We start from the raw sequence: 22,703 nt of genomic DNA on the forward strand, positions 1-22,703 counted from the left end.
TTTTATATTAATTCCGTTTAATAGTATTTCTCCTTCTGTCGGGTCATAAAGACGGCAAAGAAGCTTTATAAACGTCGTCTTTCCCGATCCGTTCATTCCGACAACGGCGAGCCTTTCGCCGATTCTGAATTTGAGCGAAACGTTTTGCAGAGCATAAGCAGCGGAAGAAGGATATTTGAATGACACATCTCGGAATTCGATCTCATAATCGTTATCTCCGCCGACGCATAGAGAGCGCTTTTCGACCGGGAGGGTGCCCAGGTACATCTGCGACGGGATTTCCATAAAATCAAAGTATATCTGGATCGCTTGATTATTTACACGCAGCATAGCAAGCTGTGTCATAAAATCCGTAAAGCCGTTTGTGAATTCATTGATACTTCCCACATAACGCACAACCAATCCTACACCGAATAACCCCGCAAGAGCCTTCAAGCCGACAAAAAGATACACAAGAGTACTTATTGTAATTGTAGATACTGTTACTATACTGGAATATTTCATTTGATTCTTAAACAGTATGTTTATGCTTTTATATGCATCATCAAAAAGAGACATTGATTCTTCCATAATGAGAGCTTTTTGATTATAAATACGGATGTCTTTCCCGGCATGGTAAGAAGCAAGATAATCATTTAAATAATAACCGAAAATTCTGTTAAATGGTATAAAATCGTTCATAATTTTATAAGTTTTTTTCGTGACATTATTATTTGTATACATGCCGACAAATACATTTGCTATAATGCCAAAAGCAAGAATAATTGATAATACGGGCGATGCAGCAATGGCATACAGACCGGAAAGCCTTTCGCCGCTGACTGTCATAAACATTGAAGCAGTAAGAGAAACAGAAAATGCAACGGTAATAAATGATTTTATCATAAGCTGAAATGAACGAATAAGCTGCCAGATTCCGCCTCCGTTCATAGAACGGAATTCATTAATCTTCTCTCTTAACCGGTGCGTCTGCGGATTTTCCACAGCGGTATAATCCATACTTATTATCTTTTTACTGATCTTCATTTCATATCTTGAATCAAATTCAAATTCCAACAGGTTTATGAATCTGTTTAATGATCTTATAATTAATAACACAAGCAGATTAACTGATATTGTTATCACCGCATATGTCAAAAGAACGTTAAATCCCATTTTCCTGGATATCCCGTCGATAATAAGCGCCGACATATAAATGTTGATAAAAGGCGTTATCGCATTGAAAACAGTACGTATAAAAATTAATGATAGAAATCCACTTCTGATACTGTGTATTTCCTTTAAACCTTTAATTATCAGGAGGATATCATTTTTAAGCTTTTTCACTTAATTTCCTCCTTGTAGTAATGGCTTTGTATATTAAACATATTTGCGTATTTGCCTCCGAGCTTCATAAGCTCGTCATGCGTTCCCTCTTCTGTTATTTCTCCGTTTTCAAGATATAAAATTCTGTCGCAGAATCTCGTGCTTGACAACCTGTGAGAGATAAAAACTGATGTCGCGCCGGTTGTCAATTCGTTATACTTTTTGTACATTTCGTTTTCTGCGATCGGATCAAGCGCGGCGGTCGGCTCGTCGAGCACGATCACATTTCCGCCCTTATACAAAGCTCTTGCCAGCGCGAGCTTTTGTTTTTCGCCGCCTGACAAATCCGTCGCTTCTTCGTGTATGCTTTTTAATAACAAAGTATCTTCTTTATACGGCAAGCTCTGTACCTTTTCATATAAACCAGACAATGTAAGCACTTTTTCAATACGGGTATAATCGATCTTTTTTTGTTCACATAGCGCGATATTCTTTGCAACCGAAACAGGCATAAGACAAATATCCTGAAATACAACGGACATAATCGTATAATATTCATCACGGTTATATTCATTTATATCATATCCAGCAACAATAATTTCCCCATCAGTCGGTCTGTAAAGTCCGCATAAAAGCTTTACAAGCGTCGTTTTACCGGCTCCGTTAAGCCCGACAAGCGCGATCTTTTCTCCTTTATTAATTTTTATATTAATATGTTTCAAAGTCTCATTTTCATTCTTCGGATAACGAAATGAAACATCATTAAATATAATTTCCGGTGATTGTTTTGGCAGCGACGAACCAATTCCTCGGTTGAAATGATCCGGCAGATCAAGAAACTCACGCAGGTCGCAAAAATCAAGGCTTGTTTTCTCTAATGCGTTGAAGGAATCGATCAGACCGAGCAGCCAGCCTGAATATTGTGAAATCAATCCGAAATACAGGACAAAATCCGCAGCAGACAAGTTTTTATTTAATACTGAATATATTAAAAATATATATGCCGCGCCATCGCGAACAAAGGTCATGACGGCAGAGATAAAATCAATAAGAAATCCGCGTTTTTCGCTTTTTCTGTTCCATACCAAACGGTCTTTAAGCAAAATTTCAAAAATATTTTGAAACCAGTCAGACATACCGTAAAGGCGGATATCTTTCGCCGCTTCAAAATTGCCCGCTTTACGCTGAACATATCCGCGTTTCCTATCAATCGGAATCCAATTATCTTTATTCCTGTATGTCCAACCGTTGTTCGCTTTATTGATATAATAATTTGCGACAGTCATACCTACAAGCAGCAATACGAGCCATGGATTCAAAGAAAAAATCAAAGCCGAATATGTAACAAGTCCGATTATATTTGACACGATATTTACAAGCTGAGCAAATACCTGTTGTGTACCGCCGTTGTCACCGCCAACCGCGTTAAACGCTTTTTGTAACTTTGTCTGCACGTCGGGGTTTTCATAATTCTCGTAATCCATATCCATGATTTTTTCGGTACATAAACCTATATATTTGAATCTGTTCCCGAAAGAGCGCCATTCGATTTTTGTGCTTATAATATTATCCAATAGATGTAATGAAAGCAAGCATCCCGACAGAATTAGAATACAGGATATCAGCTTTTCCGCCGATACTCCAATTGAAATAAGCTCAATCACATATTTTGAAAGATATGTCGCAGTCAGCGGAAGTACCACAATTAACGGCATACGTGCAACGGTAGCCAAAAGAAGTCCCTTGTCCATCTGCCATGCTTTTTTCATAAGGAAAAAAATATTGCTCGGCATTGAATACAGAGGCTTTTTCTTCGGTTCTTTTTTTATTCTTTCTTTTTTCATTCTATCCACCTCCACCGATATAATAACATAAAAGACCGTTCGTGTGTTTATTTTAGCACGAACGGTACAAAATTCAACACGAACGGTAATTTATTAATGGCAATTAATAAGCCCCGGTTTAAACGATATAAAAATATCGAAATGAACCGGGGCATTTCTATAGATATTAATCTCCAAAACTACGATATATCCGGCATATTTATATTGACTTTTATATATAAATCATATATAATAACAATATCTGTTTACAAATAAGGAGTTGGTAGTTTAAATGGACGGTGGCAGTTGGCTACAAGTCTTAATATTCATCGCACTTATGATGATCGGTGCATATTTTGGCGCAGCCGAAAGCTCTTTTTCCGCAATGAATAAAATTAGAATAAAGAATCTCGCCGACGAAGGGGACAAGCGCGCAAAAAACGCGATGTTTATTTCAAGCAACTTCGACCGCGCACTGACCACTCTGCTTGTGGGTAATAATATAACTCACATAGCCTGTGCGTCTATCGCGACCGTTGTCGCAATGAGACTTCTCGAGAATAAATCGAGTAATCCCGGGCTCTCGGCGACTATTATAACAACGGTTGCAGTTTATCTTTTTTGTGAAATGATTCCGAAAAGCTATGCCAATTCGCATAGTGAAAAGCTTTCATTGGCTTATTCGGGTTCGTTGCGCTTTTTGATGAAGCTGTTTTATCCGTTGGTTTTCTTTTTTACCCTTATTACCAAATGGTTTTCAAAGCTCTTCAATAAGAAACAGGAGCCGACGATTACAGAAGATGAGCTTTATGATATAATTGAAAATATAGAGGAAGAGGGCACGATGGACGAGGATCAGAGCGATCTGTTTAAATCAGCGCTCGAATATACAAAAACTTCGGTCGGCGATGTCATGACAATGCGGGAAGATATCTCCGCTGTTGATATCACATCCTCTTATTCCGATATACTTTCATTGGTTAAAAGCGTAAAATATTCCCGTATTCCCGTTTTTGAAGGTAATATTGATAAAATAATAGGAATTCTTCAAATCCGGGCCTTTTTAAAAGCATATTTATCCGGAGCGCCGTTTGATATACACGATATGCTTACCGAACCGAATTTTCTTACAAAGTCTGAGCTTATCGACGATGCTTTGCGCGATATGAGCCGGCATAAGATTTACCTGTCAATCGTGCGTGACGATTCAGGAAGAACGCTTGGGCTTGTTACAATAGAGGACTTTCTGGAAGAACTGGTCGGAGAGATCTGGGATGAGGATGACGTAGTTGACGATGACTTTTTTAAACTGGGAGGCAACCGCTTTGATGTGGGCGGACATATTACACTGGGCGAAGCGCTTCGCCGAATGGGATGCTTCGAGATTATCGAGAAAATGAAATCAAATTCTCAGGAAAGGCTGATGCTGAATAAATCCGTTCAGGCCTTTGTACTTGAAAACTTCGGACATATTCCGGAGGTTGATGAAAGCTTTGTATACGCCGATTTCGAATTTACAGTTGAACAAATGGACATAAACCGGATATTGAAAGTGATTATAAAGCACAATACAGGCGAACCTCATGAGGAGGATGACAAGTAATATGGATATTCTTCCTTATTTATATATAATAATTTTGTTGGTTTTTTCCGCTTTCTTTTCTGCTTCGGAGATAGCTTATAACTCATTTAATCGTTTGCGCATGAAAAAGTCAGCGGAATCCGGCAGCAAGACAGCAAAGCTTACACTTTCGATTTCGGACAAATTCAATTATGCTCTTTCTGCAATTCTAATCGGTAATAACCTTGCAAATATTGCGGCTTCTTCAATTTCAACAGTCATAGTATTTGGAATTTTAAAATCATACGGAATTGAATCAAGCTCCGGCGCAGCCGTTATCGCTACGATTGTTATGACTGTCATTATACTTATCTTTGGCGAAATAGTACCGAAAATTTTAGGAAAACAAAATTCCGATTCTGTCGCCAAAGCAGTAAGCTTCCCTGTCAGAATACTTACGATAATATTTTATCCTGTTACAATCATTGTTATGGGCTTGATCAAGCTGTTTTCTTTCTTTTGGAAAACTGAAAAAGAAGATGATTCCGTCTCGGAATCCGAGCTTTCAACAATTATAGACACAGTAGAAGAAGAAGGAGTTATTGACGAAGAAAAAAGCGATTTGCTGCAATCAGCTCTTGAATTCTCCGATATTACAGTTCAGGAGATTATAACACCGCGTATTGATACAATATTTATTGATATCGATGATGATCCTGATGTTATCGAAGAAATAATCTCACGCTCACATTATTCGAGAATTCCGGTTTATGAGGACAGCATAGATAATATTATCGGGATTCTATATCTCAATCATTATTATAAACAACGTATAGAAACTGACAGTCATGATCTCAGACCGCTGTTAATGGAGCCATATTATCTGCACAAAACGATGAAGCTTCCGGCCGCTCTCGCGGAAATGCGCAAAAGAAAGATACATCTCGCAATTGTCGTTGATGAATACGGAGGAACAATGGGAATTGTCACGATGGAAGATATTCTTGAACAGATAGTGGGTGAAATATGGGATGAAACAGATGAAATAGTTGATGACTATATTCAAACCGGAGAAAATTCCTACGATATAAACGGCGATATGAATATATATGATTTTTTTGAGCTTGTCGACGTTGATGACCGCGATTTTGAATCCGATTATTCCACGGTAGGAGGATGGGCTATCGAAATGCTTGAAGCAAATCCCCGTGAAGGGGACAGCTTTTCATATAAAAATCTGTATATTATAATTACTGAAATGGATGATCTGAGAGTTAAAAAATTGTCCGTCGTAATAAATCCTGTTGAAGACGAGGATGATTATTAAAGCTGCATTAAAATAAGCCTTGTTTTATGAGAGAGAAAAGCCTATATACCAGAGACTTTTCTCTCTTTTTTACGTTAATTATTTTATTGCCGAGTTAATAAATAATCAGAACTTTATAAATTACATTCACATAATATAACTATTTTTTAATGCCGTTTTAATTGCTGAAGGGTATTGATTTTTTTTTGCTTTGATAGTACAATTTATATATCGTTATATTAATGTGTAATTGCCGTTTAATAATGTTCTGCAGATACAAAGTAATAAATGGATTCCAAATTCGGAAATTCATGATTTTAGAAAGCTAAACTTATATTTTCCCTGCTCGAGTTTTGCTTCTTTCAAACAGTTTCGCTTGCAAACAGCATTATTCAGCAAGCATTATTTATATATTATTGAACGGAAATATTATTTGGAAGGTGGATAACCATGTATATCGGCTCTCTTTTATCCTCAAAATCAGGCATTTCACCGACGATCTCTTATAATAAAATAGGATCCTCTCTTCCGTTTGCTCCGGAGCTTTATCCCGATACCGAAGGAGCCTTTAAATTGAAGTTCTCGGAAAGCGTCTTGGTGAAGGGCGGTTCCATAGGTTGGAAATGGGATTCGATGCTGCTGTGCGGTGCCGATATTATGTTGGAATTCACCAAACGCGTTTTTGTCGACAAAATATTCTTTACACTCCCGGATGCGCCAACCGCAGAGAACGCCGAGCTTTTTTGGTTTGACGGGAATAATTACGCAAAATGCGGCGAAGCTGTCAGAAATGGAGGCAAGCTCTCCGGCAACATTGAAATCGAAGCATGTGTAAATACAGATATAATAATTGTCAGACTTCATTCCTGCATGTCAAACATAATAATTAAATCGCTGGATATAACAGGAGCCGTTTTTGATACAAAAGGAACGTTTCCGCTGGCCGACGATATCTGCGTTCATTCAAACAGAGCCATCCCGCTTTCAGAAATCAGCGAGGTAGTCTGCGACGGAGAATCAGACTCAGCCTTCGGACGGGAATTGTTCATCGAATTCGAAAACGAGCGCGGATTTGACATTGCCGACAATCGCAGATTTTGGTACAGCGGTACAAAAAAGGCAGTTTCATTTTTAACGGATAATGCATTTCCCGACGAATTCTTTTCAATTAATTCTGACTCGGCGGGATGCGTAATAAAAAGCGGCAGCCGCAGAGGATTTGTATATGCTGCAGCGGCTCTCTCACAGCTTTGCTCCGACGGATATATCCCTCTTATATCGCTGAATGATAAACCATATTTAAAAATGCGCGGAGTTCATTTCGGAATTCCCGCGCGTGATCAGATTCCCTTTGTTAAACGCCTGATTAAATACATTCTCGCTCCGATGAGATATAACATGATTTTCATGGAAGTCGCCGGGGGGATGAAATATGACTTACACCCGGAAATAAATGAAATGTGGTCATTGATTCGCGATAAAATGACTGCCGGCGAATGGCCTTACTGCGGTCATATAGACATGGACGCAAAGGGCGATTATCTTGAAAAAAGCGAAATCCGCGATCTGGTTGATTACGCGGAAAGCTTTGGTATTGAAATTATACCTGAAGTTCAGTCGCTAAGTCATGTCCAATATCTCACAAAATGCCATCCCGAAATAGCGGAAGTATCCGACGAAAAGCGCGTCGAGCTTAATGTAAAGGATTTAAGGCTTGCCGACATTCCCACAAACGATTTTTATCCAGATTGCTACTGCCCATCAAACGAAAAGAGCTATGAACTCATTTTTGATGTACTCGATGAGGTAATCGAGGCTTTTCACCCTAAAAAATTCGTACATATGGGACATGACGAAGTATATACGCATAATGTATGCCCTGTATGTAAAAACAAAACAGCCGCCGAGCTTGTATCGTCAGATATAAACCGCATTCACGAGCATTTAAAAAAGCATGGACTCAGAATGGCCATATGGGGAGATATGGTCAATGATATCAACTGGTATGCCGCGCCCGACGCGATAGATTTGATCCCTAAAGATATTATGCTCCTTGATTTCATATGGTATTACGACTTCAGCCGAGATACCGAAGCAAGGCTTTTAGATCACGGCTTTGAAGTGATGATCGGAAACATGTATTCGAGTCATTTTCCAAGATTTGAAACACGCACCGCACGCAAAGGTATTGCCGGCGCCCAGGTTTCGACATGGGTTGCGGTCGATGAAAAAACACTTTCATATGAAGGAAAGCTTTATGATTTCATTTTTACCGGAAACATGATGTGGTCTTCTAAATATGACAGTCGCGCGTTTTATTCGTATGCACGAGCGATCACTCCGCTGCTTCCCGAAATTAGAAGCCGGGTACACGGAGACAAAAACGCTCAGATGCCTTCTCGTAGCGGCAAATTCGATATCATCGCTCTTTGCGAATCAAAAGAATATGTGCCTTTCTCAATCTCCCGTGCTGTTCAGCGCGGAAAATCGGTTTTGAAAGGAGTCGAATTTAATATTGAAAATGTACTCACTGCCGCTTCTTCTCATTCTCTTAGCGGTGCTCCTCAAATTGTGCGCGCGGTCTTTTCCGGTAAATGCGACAGTCTTGTTTTTCTGTATGGCTGTGAAAATCCGGTTATGCGTGTCGCATGGAAGCCAATGATAAAAGTCGGAGAAATAATCATTTCATATTCGGATAATACACATACAATTGCTGATATTGAATTCGGATATAATATATACGACATATCTAAAAAATACGGTAAGCCTCTTGAAAGCGCATATTACCGACATGAAGGTTACAGCGGCACATATACGATAGACGCGGCAATCGAATCAAAGGATATCGCAGGTAAAGATTTGACTCTTTATTCCTATGAGCTTATTAACCCGCATCCTGAAAAATTAATAACCAAAGTAGAAATAAAGGCAGAGGAGGATCCTGCCGTAAATATTCATATTTTCGCGATCACCGCTGCAAGAAGGTAATTTATATTATTTCAGTAAAAGAATTGTCCATATACTAGAGCTTTCCATTTATAAAGCGCGATTATATAAATACCAAGTTTTTAACTCGGCAATTAAATAATTCCCGCTAAAAGAGAGAAAACTCTTGTATATGGATTTTTCTCATACAAAACAAGACTTTTTAATTACCGTTTAAAATAATAAGCAGTATTATTTTAATTTGACATTTTTATCGGAGCAGTGTATAATCATATAAAAATATGCAAAATATTCGGCTCGGGTATATTTATACCAAATGCCGCTTTTCAGGATGAATAAATGAAGCTCAAAAACACAAGCAGCAAATCAGAAAAACGTCGCTATCTGCTTTATCTGATGCTTACAACGGTTTTTATTATCGGTTTTTTTACCTTCTTATATATAATAGAACATGGTCCGCTGCCGCAGGTTATTATCAGAAAGCAAACCGATGCTAAAATTAAAATATCAGCCGGAACCGATCCGGAAGGCATCGCATTGTTTGAATCTGCAGAAAATGATAATGCTGCATTTTCTACGCGCTCCGTCGCCCTGATTGCAAATGAAACATATCGCATGGTCGTAAGCAACACCTCCGGCGACTCAGTGACTGTAGTCATTTCTCTGCCCTCATATATTGTCGTACCTTCCGATTCGGAAAACGCAGCGGACTCATCAAACCATATAAGTCTTAACATCGACAAAGGCAGTAATGCGGCTTTTTCTATTCAATCGTATAAAGACATCGATTATTTGCCATCATTTACAGTTTCTCGATCGGGCAAAACAATCCAGTATATAAGCGATTACGATTCGTTAAAAACAGCTCTGAGTTCATCCGGAAAGGCCGCGGAAATAAATCTTCTCGCGGATATCAACTCCGATGTCGAGGAAGATTTAATATTTTACCGTCCGGTCGCCTTTTTCTATGGAGACCACACGCTTTCCGTCAACGGCAATATTATCTTCGAATCGGCCGGAGAAGGAACCTTTCAAATGACCGGAAACGGCGATACTGTTAAAGCTTCAGGCTTTTTTGCCAATGCCCCGAAATGCGCCGTCGAGATATCTCATCCTTTTTATACTTTTGAAAAAGACTGTACTGAATATTATATAACGGCCTGGCATTATAATGGCTCATATTTAAATGCCACAAAATTTCCGGTCGCATCCTATGCAATGCTGTCTGCGCTTGCCGATAATGACAGATACCCCAAATTGTCTGATGGGAGTTCCATTATCTTTACATCAGCCTTCTCACTTGAAGATTCTGTAATGATTGAAAAAGCAGTATCGCTTAAATTCAATAAAAAGATTGATCCGGGCGATTATTCAATATCTGTTTTTTCTCGCGCCGAAGCAGCCTTGACATATTCCGGAGGATCAAATTATGATTATACTCACCTGTTTCTCGATCTTCCCGCTTCTTCGATAATCTGGTCCGGGAAAGGCGCTCCGGGAGAGCTTTATGTGTCAGAGCAGATGAATGTCAAATCATATAATGGCATTGCTCTGCGGGATAAATATGGCATCGGCGGTTACTGCATGGGAGATGTGACATATTTCGCCATACGCTCAGCCGAAAACACTGAATTCCCTTCAGATGTCGTTTTTATTCAGGAAGGAAACGTTTTAGTAGGTTATACTGAAAGTTATTCGATTGACATATCACAGCTAACTTCGGTGGATATAGCGTATAAAACCACAAAATGCAAGCTGTCATTCCCCGCATATATGAAAAATAATGACGGCACCGTCGATATTTCATCCGAACCGATATGTATCCTGACCGACACATACGGCAACACCAGAATATTAAAAATCAAACTGAAGCGAACCGGAAAAGGTATACCGGTTGTGAATATAGATATTGACGGCGGCGTTACGGTATTGGATAAAGATATATACCAAAACGCCGTCATTTCGATAGATTCATTTGGCAGGTTCGATTTCAATTCTCTTTATGATACAATTATAACTGTGCGTGGGCGCGGAAACTCAACATGGAAAAAGTTTGATAAAAAACCGTTTCGCATCAGCTTTTCCCAAGCAACCGAGCTGTTTGGACTCAAAGAAGGCACCGAATGGATATTCGTCGCTAATTATGCGGATAAATCGCTTATGAGAGACCGTATCGCATACGAAATGGCAAAGCTTCTTGATAATATGGATTACGCTCCGACTCAATACTGTGTGGATGTCTTTATTAACGGATCATATGCCGGAGTTTATACATGCGGAGCTCAGCTTGAGGTCGGTAAAGGACGGATCGAGCTTGGCGAAGGCGACGGAGCAGACGTCGGGTATGTCGTTGAAGTAGGAGGAGTCGACGACGGAGTTCATATAAAAAATATCGACTATTTTCATGCCGGTCTTATTAAATTTGCGCTCGTCAGATATCCCGATAAGAAAACACGCACCATTTCACAATTCAATTATATCAAAAGTTATTTTATGAAGGTTAACAACGCTATCGTCAATTTGGATAATTACGAAGAATATATAGACGTTGATTCTTTTGTCGACTGGCTGATCCTCCAGGAACTGTCAAACAACACCGACTCCAGCTTCAGACGCAGCTGTTATTTTACAAAACAGCCCGGTGGCAAGCTTAAAATGGGTCCTCCTTGGGATTTTGATATCGCATTCGGCAATTTCATCGAAGACGATATTGATTATGATACATGGGCCTCATATACCTATCACAACCCCACGGAGACAAACGTGGATACAAGCAAAGATTATGTAGGAACAACCTGGGCAAAATATCTGCTTTCTGATCCTGCCTTTGTCAAACTTCTTCAGAAAAGATGGCTTGAGGTAAAAGACGCGTTGGTTTCCTGCGCGCTCAATGAAATCGACCTGACGAGCGCTGATATAGCGCCTTCTGCAAAAGAAAATTTTATGGTATGGAACATTCTGAATACCCGTGTGTCGCTTGAGCGAAGGGATGTCACAAAGTATAATACTTTTGAAAAACAAGTGCAATACCTTAAGGATTTCATTGTAAAACGTTCGGAATGGATGACCTCCAAGCTTGAACAAATGATGAAAGAATTCGAAGAGAAAAGTAAGTAAAGAGCTTATATAAATTTTATCTTCGTTTGGATACTATTTAAACGGCATTTAAACAATCCTTGTTTATAAGAGAAAATCCCATATACCAGAGTTTTTCTCTTTTAAGCAATAAATTATTTAAATGCCAAGTTAGTAAGATAATTAATAATCTAAAATTCATAATCTTGACATAACAGCTGCGCTATTATATAATGATAGCAGATAATATTCATATGTTTATATTCCCTTCCCGCTGATCGGTATTTATATTAAAGCAGGATATAATCATGATCATCGACATTCACGCTCATCTTTATAAATATCCATACCCGTACAGCATTGATCCGGCAACCGGAAAGTATAATTTCATTTTTCCGAATGAATACGATTTACGTTCTATTCACGATTCTCTCGGAATTGATCGCGCCGTGCTTCTGCCGCTTGTTTCCAGCGAAGTATATATGCCTCAGTCGATAGGAGAGCTGATTGATATTTGCGATGCTTCAGACGGACGTTTTGTCCCCTTCTGCAACCTCGATCCGCGTGTATTATCAAATTCCTCTGATACGGATCTCGGCTTTTTGCTTGAATATTACAAGCAAAAGGGCTGCGTCGGAATGGGTGAAGTGCTGCCGCTTATGGCTTTTGATGATCCGTATATGCAAAATCTTTTTTACCATTGCCAGAAGGTCGGATTCCCGCTTTTATTCGACTTGTCCGCTTCTCAAAAAACGGGATATGGCATATACGATGATCCAGGTCTCCCGAGGCTGAGACATTCTCTTGAGAAATTTCCTCAGCTTCTGTTTATAGGTCACGGTCCCGCTTTCTGGAGCGAGTTGGGAGAGCTTCATCCTGGTGAAAACCGCCGAAGTTATCTTCACACTGCTATTGAAAAAGAAGGCGCCGTAATAAAGCTTATGCGTGATTATAAAAATCTTGCGGTCGATCTTTCCGCCGGAAGCGGTTATTACGCGATGACGCGAGACCGCGATTTTGCCGCTAGCTTTATTAATGAATTTTCTGACAGAATAATGTTTGGTACTGATATTTGTTTTGCCGCAATACCACATGAAATTTTAAATGTCTTTTTAAAGGAGCTTGCTTCCGACAAGCTTATAACGACCGAAAAGTATGAAGCCGTAATGCATAAAAACGCTGAAAGGCTTTTAGGTATCTGAATGCGGCGAGGTATTATAAAAAGAGCGCTTTTTGTCGCATTTATTTTCGGATCACTTTTAATATATGCATACCTTGCTTCCCGCGGGCTTTTCGGAATGCCCTGTATATTCTACGAAATAACTCATTTATATTGTCCGGGCTGCGGCGCAAGCAGATTATTTCTTAATATATTTACTTTTAAATTCTATGCTGCATTCCGCATGAATCCGCTTTTATTTGTTTTGCTTCCGTTTATCGCAATATATTTAGTAATTGCAATTTATTATTATATAATAGGAAAACCTAATCCGATAGACCGCAGAATACCTAGATGTGTTCCTTTCATCCTTGTGCTTATCCTGATTATATACGGTATCCTGCGTAATATTCCTTTCTTTTCTTATCTGGCACCGACACCAATAAATTAACCAAGAGGACTTATATGAAGCTCTTCGCAAAAGATTCAATTCACAACGATATAGATAAGCCGACCGCAATAGCTCTCGGAAATTTTGACGGAGTACATATAGGACATCAAAAGCTAATTAAAGAAATAACAGACATGTCAGCTTTGCACGGTTATACTTCCCTGGTATGGAGCTTCGAAACCCATCCGGAAAATATACTTTATGATTTCATCAGGGTTAAGAGCATTACTACTCTCGATGAAAAAACACAGCTTCTTTTTGCCCTCGGAGTCGATACCGTATATTACGAGGATTTTAAATCTGTACGCGAAATGTCGCCTATGGATTTTATAAAGAATATTTTAATAGATAAATTTCACGCAGCCGTGGTGGTTTGCGGATTTAATTATTCCTTCGGAAAGGACGGGACCGGTGACGCCGTTTTTCTTGAAAGCTGCTTAGGCAGATATGGAGTCAAAACGATTATTATCCCTCCGATAATCTGCGGCGATGTTCTTGTAAGCAGCACATTCATCAGGTATTTGATTGAAAACGGACGAATGGAAGAAGCATCGGAATTTCTCGGACGCAATTTTTTTATTACTTTTCCGGTGGTATCCGGACATAAACTCGGACGCACACTCGGCACTCCGACAATAAATCAAAATTTTCCTAAAGATCACATACTTCCTCGAAAAGGAGTATATGCCGTTCGCGTTAATGTTGGCGAAAAGGAATTATACGGCATTTCCAATGTCGGAACCCGCCCGACGGTCTGCTCCGAAGGCATTATTAACTGTGAAACACATATCCTGGATTTTAACGGTGATCTTGTCGGAAAAAATATACGTGTAAGCTTCTGTAAGCGTCTTCGCGACGAAATAAAATTTTGCTCGATTGATGAACTTAAAAGACAAATAAAACTTGATATCGCGTCGGCACGCGATTATTTCTCAATATGAAAAATAATAATAAAAGTTTAATAGTTCATGATTCCGGCTTTCACAAAGTTTTAAAATTGAAATCCGGAAATATTTCACGCGCTTTCATATTTCTGATCGTCTTTTTTTTAACTGCAACAGCAATAATTCCTTTAAACCCGGATTTTTATGCGCTCGCATTAGACGATCCAGGCATCGAGTCTTCTAGCGCCATAATTTATAATATAGAATATGACACTCTTTTGTATTCAAAGAACGCCGATGAAAAAATATATCCGGCATCGTTTGTTAAAATCATGGTTTCAATTCTCGCATTTGAATATCTTCAGACAGAAAAGAACGTACCGGACGTAACCATATCAGAAAACGTTGTTAAAAAATCAACAGGCACGCTTTTAGGACTGAAGGCCGGCGAGGTTATACCTTATAATGAGCTTTTATATGCAATGATAGTAAGCGGAGCCAACGATGCTGCAAATGCGATTGCGGAAACCGTCGCAGGAAGCATAGATGCTTTTATTGAAAAAATGAACTTAAGAGCAAAGGAGCTCGGCGCTTTAAATACATATTACGATAACGTAACCGGAATGCATTCACCGCTTATGTATACCACTCTGTCAGATACTCTGCTTATAGTACGCTGCGCATATAAAATCAATGATTTTGTCGTAATGTCATCTACTCTTTCTCATACATTACCGACGACAAATAAATCAGCCGAAAGAAAGCTTACCAGTAAAAATTTGACGCTTAATCCAAGTACAGAGCTTGGGTATTACATAGAAAATGTATTCGGAATAAACGCCGGCAGTACCACAAAGGCCGGGTTCTGCGCAGCAGACGCCCTTGAACATGCCGGACTTACTGATATTGCGATCGTTTCAGGCGGCAAGATCAACGGAAGATCATATACTCATTTTCTTGATCTGAAGCGTCTTTTTGATTTCAGTCAAAAAAATTTCAACTCTAAATGCTTAATTAAAAAAGGTGATATCGTATATGAGCTGCCAGTTGAAATGGGTGTGGATTTCGATCATGTAATGCTTAAATGCGTGGAAAACATTGACGCTTTGCTCCCTAAAGACGCTGAGCTTGATAAAATTCTGAAAATTGATAAGGATATTTATGTTGATAAGCTTGTCGCGCCTGTAACTGCCGGCACAGAATACGGAAAAATCTCGGTTTATATCAACGGAAATAAGGTTGGCTCGACTTCTCTTGTCGCAGCAACAGATATAGGCAGAAGCGTATGGCTGTATTCCCTCGATAAAATTAATGAATTTTTTGCGCTCTCATGGGTTCAAACGGTTGCCGCTATTTTCGTATCAATACTAATTCTTATCATACTTCTGCTTATAATTTTCGCCTCAATTCATTCTGCAAAAATGAATGCCGTAACAAGAAAAGCAATGCTTGCCGATAAAAAGGTATATTTACATGAGCTCGAAATTGAAAAAACAGAGGATGCTATAACCCGAAAAAAAAATGCTGCGCACCGTCAGGCAATAATGCGCCGCTTAAGAAATTATATTCGTGAAAGAAAACGTGAAAAGGAACGTCGTATTCGTCTGGAACAACTTAGAGCAAAAAAAGCGGCTCAGGCAATGAAAAAGCGCAGACCGCCTTCGGCCTATCCGCATTCACAGCACAATCCAAAAAGCACATCACATACCGCTTCCTCCCCTATTCATAAACGCAATACATCCGGATATAAACCGGTCGAACATATTGAAGGTTCATATTCAAAAGGTCAATCCAATTCAAATTCAGCCGTTAAAAAAGAAAAATACCGTTAATTTCGAAGAATTATTAAAACGGCATTTAAATAAACATTGTTTTTATTAGAAAAGTCCATATACCAAAGCTTTTTCTCTCTTAAAGCGATAATTATTTAAATGCTGAGTAACAAAATTATTTATACAATATTTGGAGATTATCATGAAAAAAATCAGATGCGGCTTTGCACAGGTGGATATTACTCCGCTTCCCAATGAAAGCTTTCAGGACGGATATGGTTCCCGCCTTCTTCCGCCTGACGCAGTAAGAAGTAAAATTTATGCGAAAGTGTGCGCAATAACAGAAAATCTCGAAGGCGGAAAAACTCATATAATCGGCGCTTTTGATATATGCGGATTTAATTCAAAGGTTTCTGATATTCTCAGGGACTCTGTAAAATACTACTGTGGAATAGATCGCAGAGACATCACAATTTGCGCAACCCACACGCATACCGGACCGGCGTGCGGAGTTCTCGATTCGATGCCGCTTAATCTGATTTATTGGTACAGAACAGCAGAAGCGTTCGCAAAAGCAGCAAAAGAAGCACTCGACAACAGAGCGGAAGGAAATTTTGAATTCCGTATTTCGGATATCGAGCTTAAGACAATCTATAACCGTGTGGGCAGGCCATATACTGACAGACTAGTCAGAATTGGAGCTTTTTACGATAATAATAAAGCTCTAAAAGGGATAATCGCAACCGGTTCATGCCATCCCACAGTTCTCGGAGATCAGCTTATTTCCGCTGATTATCCCGGAGTAATGACAACAAACCTCCGAGTTGAATATCCAGGCGTACCGGTATTATACCTCCAGGGCAGAGGCGCCGATACAAATCCCAATTACAGAGATAAGCTTCCCGCGGATTACCTCGTCAATAAGCTCGGCACTGAGCTGTCAGACAGCATCTCTGATGCTGTGGATAAGATTGATTGCGACCTTTTCACCGACAAAGAATATAATATAAAATCCGCATATAAAGAAGCCATCATACCGCGTAAGCCTTATTATGATGAAGCTGCCATTGAAAACATGATTGCCGACTCATATAAAAAATATTTCGACGCCTCGGAACCTGTTACCAAAAGATGTATATTTGTAGAAATCGAATGGCTCAAGCTTATGCGTTCACGCATTAAAGCAGAAATTGCTCCGGAGATAGAATGCCCGATTCAAGCACTCAGCCTGAACGATGATATTATTTTCACCTTTGTTCCTTTTGAGCTTCTGTGCATGACAGGCAATACCATCGAAAATTATCTCGCACAAAAAGGATATAAAAAGGAATCGACTTTCGTCATCGGATATGCAAACCAGGTTCTCAGCTATCTTGCTCCAAAGAATGTTTTCGACGACGGAGGATACGACATCGGCGGAACCGCGGGGGCGGCATCCCACTGGTATATGCTTCCCGACTGTTCAAAAGAAACTGAGCCCGCCGTATTAAAAGAGCTATTCGGACTCGTGGATTCACTGAAATAATATTGCATATTCAATAGTTAAAAGCACTGCCGCATATAAAATGTGGCAGTGCCGTTTTTCTGTAAATATTGTATATACTAAAGTTTATATTATCCATATAGATGCTATAATAATTGAGGAAATGCTCATAAAAGCGTTTGTCTGATCGTGATACAATAGATGATTATTAAGATAATTATTTCTAAATTGTTAAATATATCATAAAACCTTGAATATATAGGAGTTTTATTGTATTCTTATGAAGTAGGAAATAATATCCTTAGGAAATCAACATTTTTATTAACCAGGAGGAACAATGACGCACACTAAATTCATTGCCGCTTTTCTTGCCGTTCTTTTCATGCTCGGAACGATCGCGGCAGGAGCGGAAGCGTATTTCAATGATTTCGAGAAGACAGAAGACAACAAAGAACTTTATAAAAATGTTGTACTTCTCTACGAACTTGGCATACTCAAAGGCTATGAAGAATCCGATGCGAAAGGAAACTCTGTTCTCAATATCGGTCTTGAAAGAAACGTAACCCGTGCCGAAATGACAGCATTCATCTTCAGACTTGTCACCAGTCTTGTTGATAAGAACAAACAGGGTGGTTCAAATAAAACCACATTTACTGATCTTACGGAAAACGAATGGTATGTAAATTATATCAATTATTGTGTTCAAAATGGCATCATTAATGGCAGAGATGAGAATACCTTTGATCCGAATGCCAATGTATCTTTTGATGAAGCAATTAAGATGATCGTCGCTTCCCTTGGCTATGTTAACCTTGATTATCCCTTCGGATATAACCACACCCTCCGCAATCTTCTTGTCAGATTCGACAAGACTCTAGATCAGCTTATTCCTAACTATAAATCAGACACTGCGATTGTAAGTTATCCTGCCACTCGAAAAGATATTGTCAACCTGCTTGCTTTCGCTTTCAAAGCACCGATGAAGGAAACGTATACTGCATATATAGATGATAGCACGATGGTTCCTGTTCAAGTAAACAAAGTACTTGCAGATGATATATGGAAAAAAGCAAACACTTCCGTTGAAACATCCAGCTATCTGGTTATGGCGATTGATGGAAGAGCTCTTGAATCTTCCTTAGCAACAGCAGAACTTAAGGATAACAATATTAGAAAGAATCTCTACTGTGTTGAACTGGACACAAATAATGTGCGTACCATAAATTACAAATATTTTACCTTTGAAGAGCTCGGCCTCAAGGGTGACGAGGGTGATTATCTCGGAGCAAAGCTCACCCTAACCAAAATTACTAAGGCAGATATAACCGGAAAAGCAATAAGCTATTATGTTGGTCCTCTTAACGAAATTCTCTTCGCAAAAGAGTATAAGAATGTCGAACTCGCTGCTGAGGAAATCACTACTGGTACCGACGCACTAAAAGGAAATTGGCTCACTGTTAAGACAGATGACGGAAAAAGCGAAAGAAAGAAAATTGCTGATGTAAATCTTTACGATGTAAAAGCCCGTTCAAACACTATATTTGATTATACGGCTGTAAAAGCAAACAAGACATCAGTTTTCACCGCTATCAAAGCTGGTGCCGAACATTATACGACAGTTCTTGATATTTTTGCCGATGGTGAATTTGATTATGTAAACGTTGCATATAAGTACATCGGTCTCCTCGGAGATGAAGTCACGATAAGCTCCAAGGTAAATACAAAGATCGTAACACTTTCGGCAAACGAAATAAACGAAATAAATACAAAAGCAAACCTTAAGACTCTCAATACTACAGCGAGAGCCCTTGATGCAGATATTAGAAACGACTGCGGTGCAGTTAAAGGCGATTTTTTTGTATATTATAAACTCGACAATAAGTACATTTTCGTTGAAAAGGTTTCTTATGTCGACGGTACAGTTGTAAAAGCTGACCAGACATCAGGTAAATTGTCATGGATAATCGCTCTTGACCAGCTCGGTGAAAACGGCGAGACCATCAATAAACTTGTAACTCTTCCGACCGATTCAACCGCCCTTCTTTCTAATGGTATAACATTTGATACAAATGGAAAATTAAACTTTTCTACTACAATCAAAGATGGCGGCTCATTCATCACATTGGATACAAAGGCTTCCTTTGTTATATACAAAGACGAGCTTTATGCAATCGCATTGAGAGACAATGACGAAGAAGTTAGCATCATTGACTTGCCTGCGCCTGAAAATATTGAAATCGCAGGATACAAAAAAGATTTGTACGGATTTAGAATCAGTATTAATGCAGAACCGGGCAGGCAAGTTGAAGCGGCGCTTTATAACGTTAACAATAACAAAGTTGTTATGGCGTATACCAATGCTACTGAGACAGAAACACCCGGTCTTTATAATGTTGTTTTAATTCATGAGTGCAAAGTTAATTCTAATACCACTTATATTATCAGGGCAAGATACAGCGGTCAAGAAGCATATACACAAGTAGAAGCAACTACTTATGATAATACCCAGGATAACGCAGATATCGCAGCAGCAAAGCTCGCAATTGAAAGTGCAACTTATATATCTAATCATTTTGTTATAAGCAATGACTCATTAGGCGTATTAACGGCATCTGCAGTGGCTTCGAAACAGGTTAATGCTTTGGGCGAAAGCTTACATGGAGCAAAAGTACACTTAGTTTGTGGAACACTTACAGCAGCTATAGCTGGAACTGTTGCAGACGCCGATGGAACAAACGGAACTTTTACCTTTACAGTACAAATTTCAAAAGGATTCGGTAATTTTGTAACAACAGCAACGCTGACAATGGTAATTAAAGCAATTCCATATAATCCGTACTTTGACAACGCTGAAATCTCAGCTGCTCGGTATCGAATTCAAGGTAAAACTTATACTGCTACACAAGCAGAAGCAGAAACAACAGAAGCAGCTTTAATAGAAGCTCAGGCTCAGGTTGATGCTATGGGTGAAGAATTATATGGAACAACAGCAACGGTAGTAACAGAAGAATTTACTGCGGCTGTAGAAGGAACTGCCATAGACACTGATGGAACAAACGGTACTTTTACCTTTACAGTAACAATAGCAAAAGGATTGGGAACCACAATAACAACAATAACACTGGCTATGGAAATCATAGCAACTACATATCAGCCTTCGTGACACCAAGGAAAGAAAAGTAGTTTTTACAGCAATAGCGAAGGATTAAATTATTATCTCGGAAAATAAATAATTACCGCTCAGAGAGAGAAAAAGCTCTGGTATATGAGCTTTTCTATAACCTACAGCGGTAACTGATCTGCCAACAAAGCTATCGTAGTATACTGTTTCGGCAAGCGCATATCAAGGAATTGGTTAGAATCTTTTATCATAACGCTTGACAAGCGTTAATAAATCGGATATTCTAATTATAGAAGAGGTGTCTTTTCCATGATTCAGTTTTGAAAGCTGGACACTTGGAATTGATTCCTCTTCTCAATATATACTTTCCTCATCAGATAAAAGAAAAAACGCTTTATGGCGCTTTGGGGGAACAGGAAAATACGTTATTCGATATTGTACCACTTTTGCTATTTCTGGCGGCGATGCCAATAATTCCTGCTATTAACATACAAAACGCAAAAAACACGCCTGCTAACCCGATTATTTTTCGTAATATGTTGATTTAAGGGACATTTAGGATTAAAATAATAATATAATTTAGACATTAAACTGGCGAGCTCGTGCCACATTGAGACTGTCAGACATACTGTTATACAAATGAAAAATATAATTTATCATGAATATAAAAAGGAGAATATACAGATGGAGTATAATAATATTACAGGCATTATTTATGATTGTATTTTTTTGGGCGTGATTTACTTTAATAAAGATACGGTTAAATCAGTGCTTTCAAAATATTGCGATGATTCCGATGACATATTTGAATATTATAATATAATAGAAGAAAAACAGATATTTCCTCCAAAGCATCTTTATCCTTTTTTCTATTATGACGGTGAATTTCCGAGCGTATTATCAGATTATTTCAGATGTAATGGGTATTATGACCAATATACGTTTGAGTATTTTATTTCTTTAATTGAAAAGAAAGACGAATTTAAAAAATTCACTGTTAATTTGCTCCTGCGTGATCTGCCACAGGAAATGAAGAATAATATTCTCAACATGTCAAAAAAGATGCTGTACGATGAAGTCTTGAAGAAGCTTTCGTATACTGATGAAATAATAATGAATGTTTTAAATATGTTGAATGACTTTGATTCTTTTATAGATGATATTATAGATTACTTTTATAAGATAAAACCTGTTATTTGTGATTTGCATCAGCAATTCAAAAAGAAAATAGAAGAGGAATTTGCTATATTTCAAACAGATGAATGCATTAATAATCTGGGTAGATTTTTAAATATAGAAATATCAGCTTTAAAAAGCTCTGACTTTTCATTCTGTCTTATACATAAATATGTATGCTTATCCAAAACAAATAAAAACAACAAAAATTTGGGATTTATTACAGGTATTTCTCTAAAAAAGGCTATTGATTGCTTTTTTATTTATAATAATATAACCCTTGAGACTTTTATAAATGCGTTAGGAAATTCAATCAGATATAATGTGGTTATTCAATTAAACAAGCATGGTGCATTAACTTCAAGCCAACTTTCGAGAATTCTAAATGTTTCAAATACCGCTATGAGAAGACATATAGATATTTTATTTAATGAATATGTTATAAAAATATCAAATCAGACTAATCGTGAAATCTATTTTTCAATAAATGAAAGCTATTTTAAATATATATTGCCGAAATTCAAAGATTTTATAAAAACATTGTCGAAAGATGATGATTATTATGATGCAATTACAAAAAAAGTTAAGGAGAGTTAAATATCTTTCAACGGGCATTATTTATTAACTCGACATTTAAAAAG

The 22,703-nt window shown here is 38.4% G+C and carries 13 protein-coding genes; 11 read left to right on the forward strand and 2 right to left on the reverse strand.

The genetic code is table 11. From position 1 onward, the window contains the following. Window positions 1-1,326 (reverse strand): ABC transporter ATP-binding protein (locus tag VB118_12850; GenBank protein ID MEA4833491.1); only part of this gene is annotated, 1,326 nt, incomplete at its 3' end. Beyond that, on the reverse strand, window positions 1,323-3,149 hold the full coding sequence (locus VB118_12855; GenBank protein MEA4833492.1) for an ABC transporter ATP-binding protein: 1,827 nt from the start codon (window positions 3,147-3,149) through the stop codon (window positions 1,323-1,325). The genes VB118_12855 and VB118_12850, both read right to left, overlap by 4 nt. Before the next feature lie 271 nt (window positions 3,150-3,420). Between VB118_12855 and VB118_12860 the strand changes: the two genes are divergently transcribed. From VB118_12860 to VB118_12910, 11 genes are all read left to right on the forward strand, one after another. Further along, entirely contained in the window at window positions 3,421-4,731 is a 1,311-nt protein-coding gene (locus VB118_12860) for a hemolysin family protein (protein ID MEA4833493.1), read from the forward strand. A 1-nt stretch (window position 4,732) separates the two neighbouring features. After that, window positions 4,733-6,016, forward strand: a complete 1,284-nt coding sequence (locus VB118_12865) for a hemolysin family protein (GenBank protein MEA4833494.1) — start codon at window positions 4,733-4,735, stop codon at window positions 6,014-6,016. A 429-nt stretch (window positions 6,017-6,445) separates the two neighbouring features. After that, window positions 6,446-8,983 (forward strand): family 20 glycosylhydrolase, encoded by a 2,538-nt coding sequence (locus VB118_12870; GenBank protein MEA4833495.1) that lies wholly within the window; start codon window positions 6,446-6,448, stop codon window positions 8,981-8,983. A gap of 297 nt (window positions 8,984-9,280) precedes the next feature. Then, window positions 9,281-12,058 carry a CotH kinase family protein gene (locus tag VB118_12875; GenBank protein ID MEA4833496.1) on the forward strand — a complete coding sequence of 926 codons (2,778 nt, stop codon included), beginning with the start codon at window positions 9,281-9,283 and terminating at the stop codon, window positions 12,056-12,058. Between the two features lie 266 nt (window positions 12,059-12,324). Further along, window positions 12,325-13,218 carry an amidohydrolase family protein gene (locus tag VB118_12880; GenBank protein MEA4833497.1) on the forward strand — a complete coding sequence of 298 codons (894 nt, stop codon included), beginning with the start codon at window positions 12,325-12,327 and terminating at the stop codon, window positions 13,216-13,218. Between the two features lie 422 nt (window positions 13,219-13,640). Further along, window positions 13,641-14,567 carry a bifunctional riboflavin kinase/FAD synthetase gene (locus VB118_12885; GenBank protein MEA4833498.1) on the forward strand — a complete coding sequence of 309 codons (927 nt, stop codon included), beginning with the start codon at window positions 13,641-13,643 and terminating at the stop codon, window positions 14,565-14,567. 56 nt (window positions 14,568-14,623) lie between these two features. Then, complete coding sequence (locus VB118_12890; GenBank protein MEA4833499.1) at window positions 14,624-16,342, forward strand: D-alanyl-D-alanine carboxypeptidase family protein; 1,719 nt, start codon at window positions 14,624-14,626, stop codon at window positions 16,340-16,342. A 142-nt stretch (window positions 16,343-16,484) separates the two neighbouring features. Further along, a complete protein-coding gene (locus VB118_12895) occupies window positions 16,485-17,807 on the forward strand; it encodes a hypothetical protein (protein ID MEA4833500.1) in 1,323 nt (440 codons plus the stop codon). Between the two features lie 295 nt (window positions 17,808-18,102). Beyond that, complete coding sequence (locus tag VB118_12900) at window positions 18,103-20,928, forward strand: S-layer homology domain-containing protein (GenBank protein ID MEA4833501.1); 2,826 nt, start codon at window positions 18,103-18,105, stop codon at window positions 20,926-20,928. 293 nt (window positions 20,929-21,221) lie between these two features. Continuing rightward, window positions 21,222-21,434: a hypothetical protein gene (locus VB118_12905; GenBank protein MEA4833502.1), complete on the forward strand. Its 213-nt coding sequence runs from the start codon at window positions 21,222-21,224 to the stop codon at window positions 21,432-21,434. A 136-nt stretch (window positions 21,435-21,570) separates the two neighbouring features. Next, window positions 21,571-22,659, forward strand: coding sequence for a winged helix-turn-helix domain-containing protein (locus VB118_12910; GenBank protein ID MEA4833503.1), 1,089 nt, complete (start codon window positions 21,571-21,573; stop codon window positions 22,657-22,659). Window positions 22,660-22,703 lie beyond the last annotated feature (44 nt).

Source organism: Oscillospiraceae bacterium, assembly GCA_034925865.1.
Lineage (GTDB): Bacteria > Bacillota > Clostridia > Oscillospirales > SIG627 > SIG704.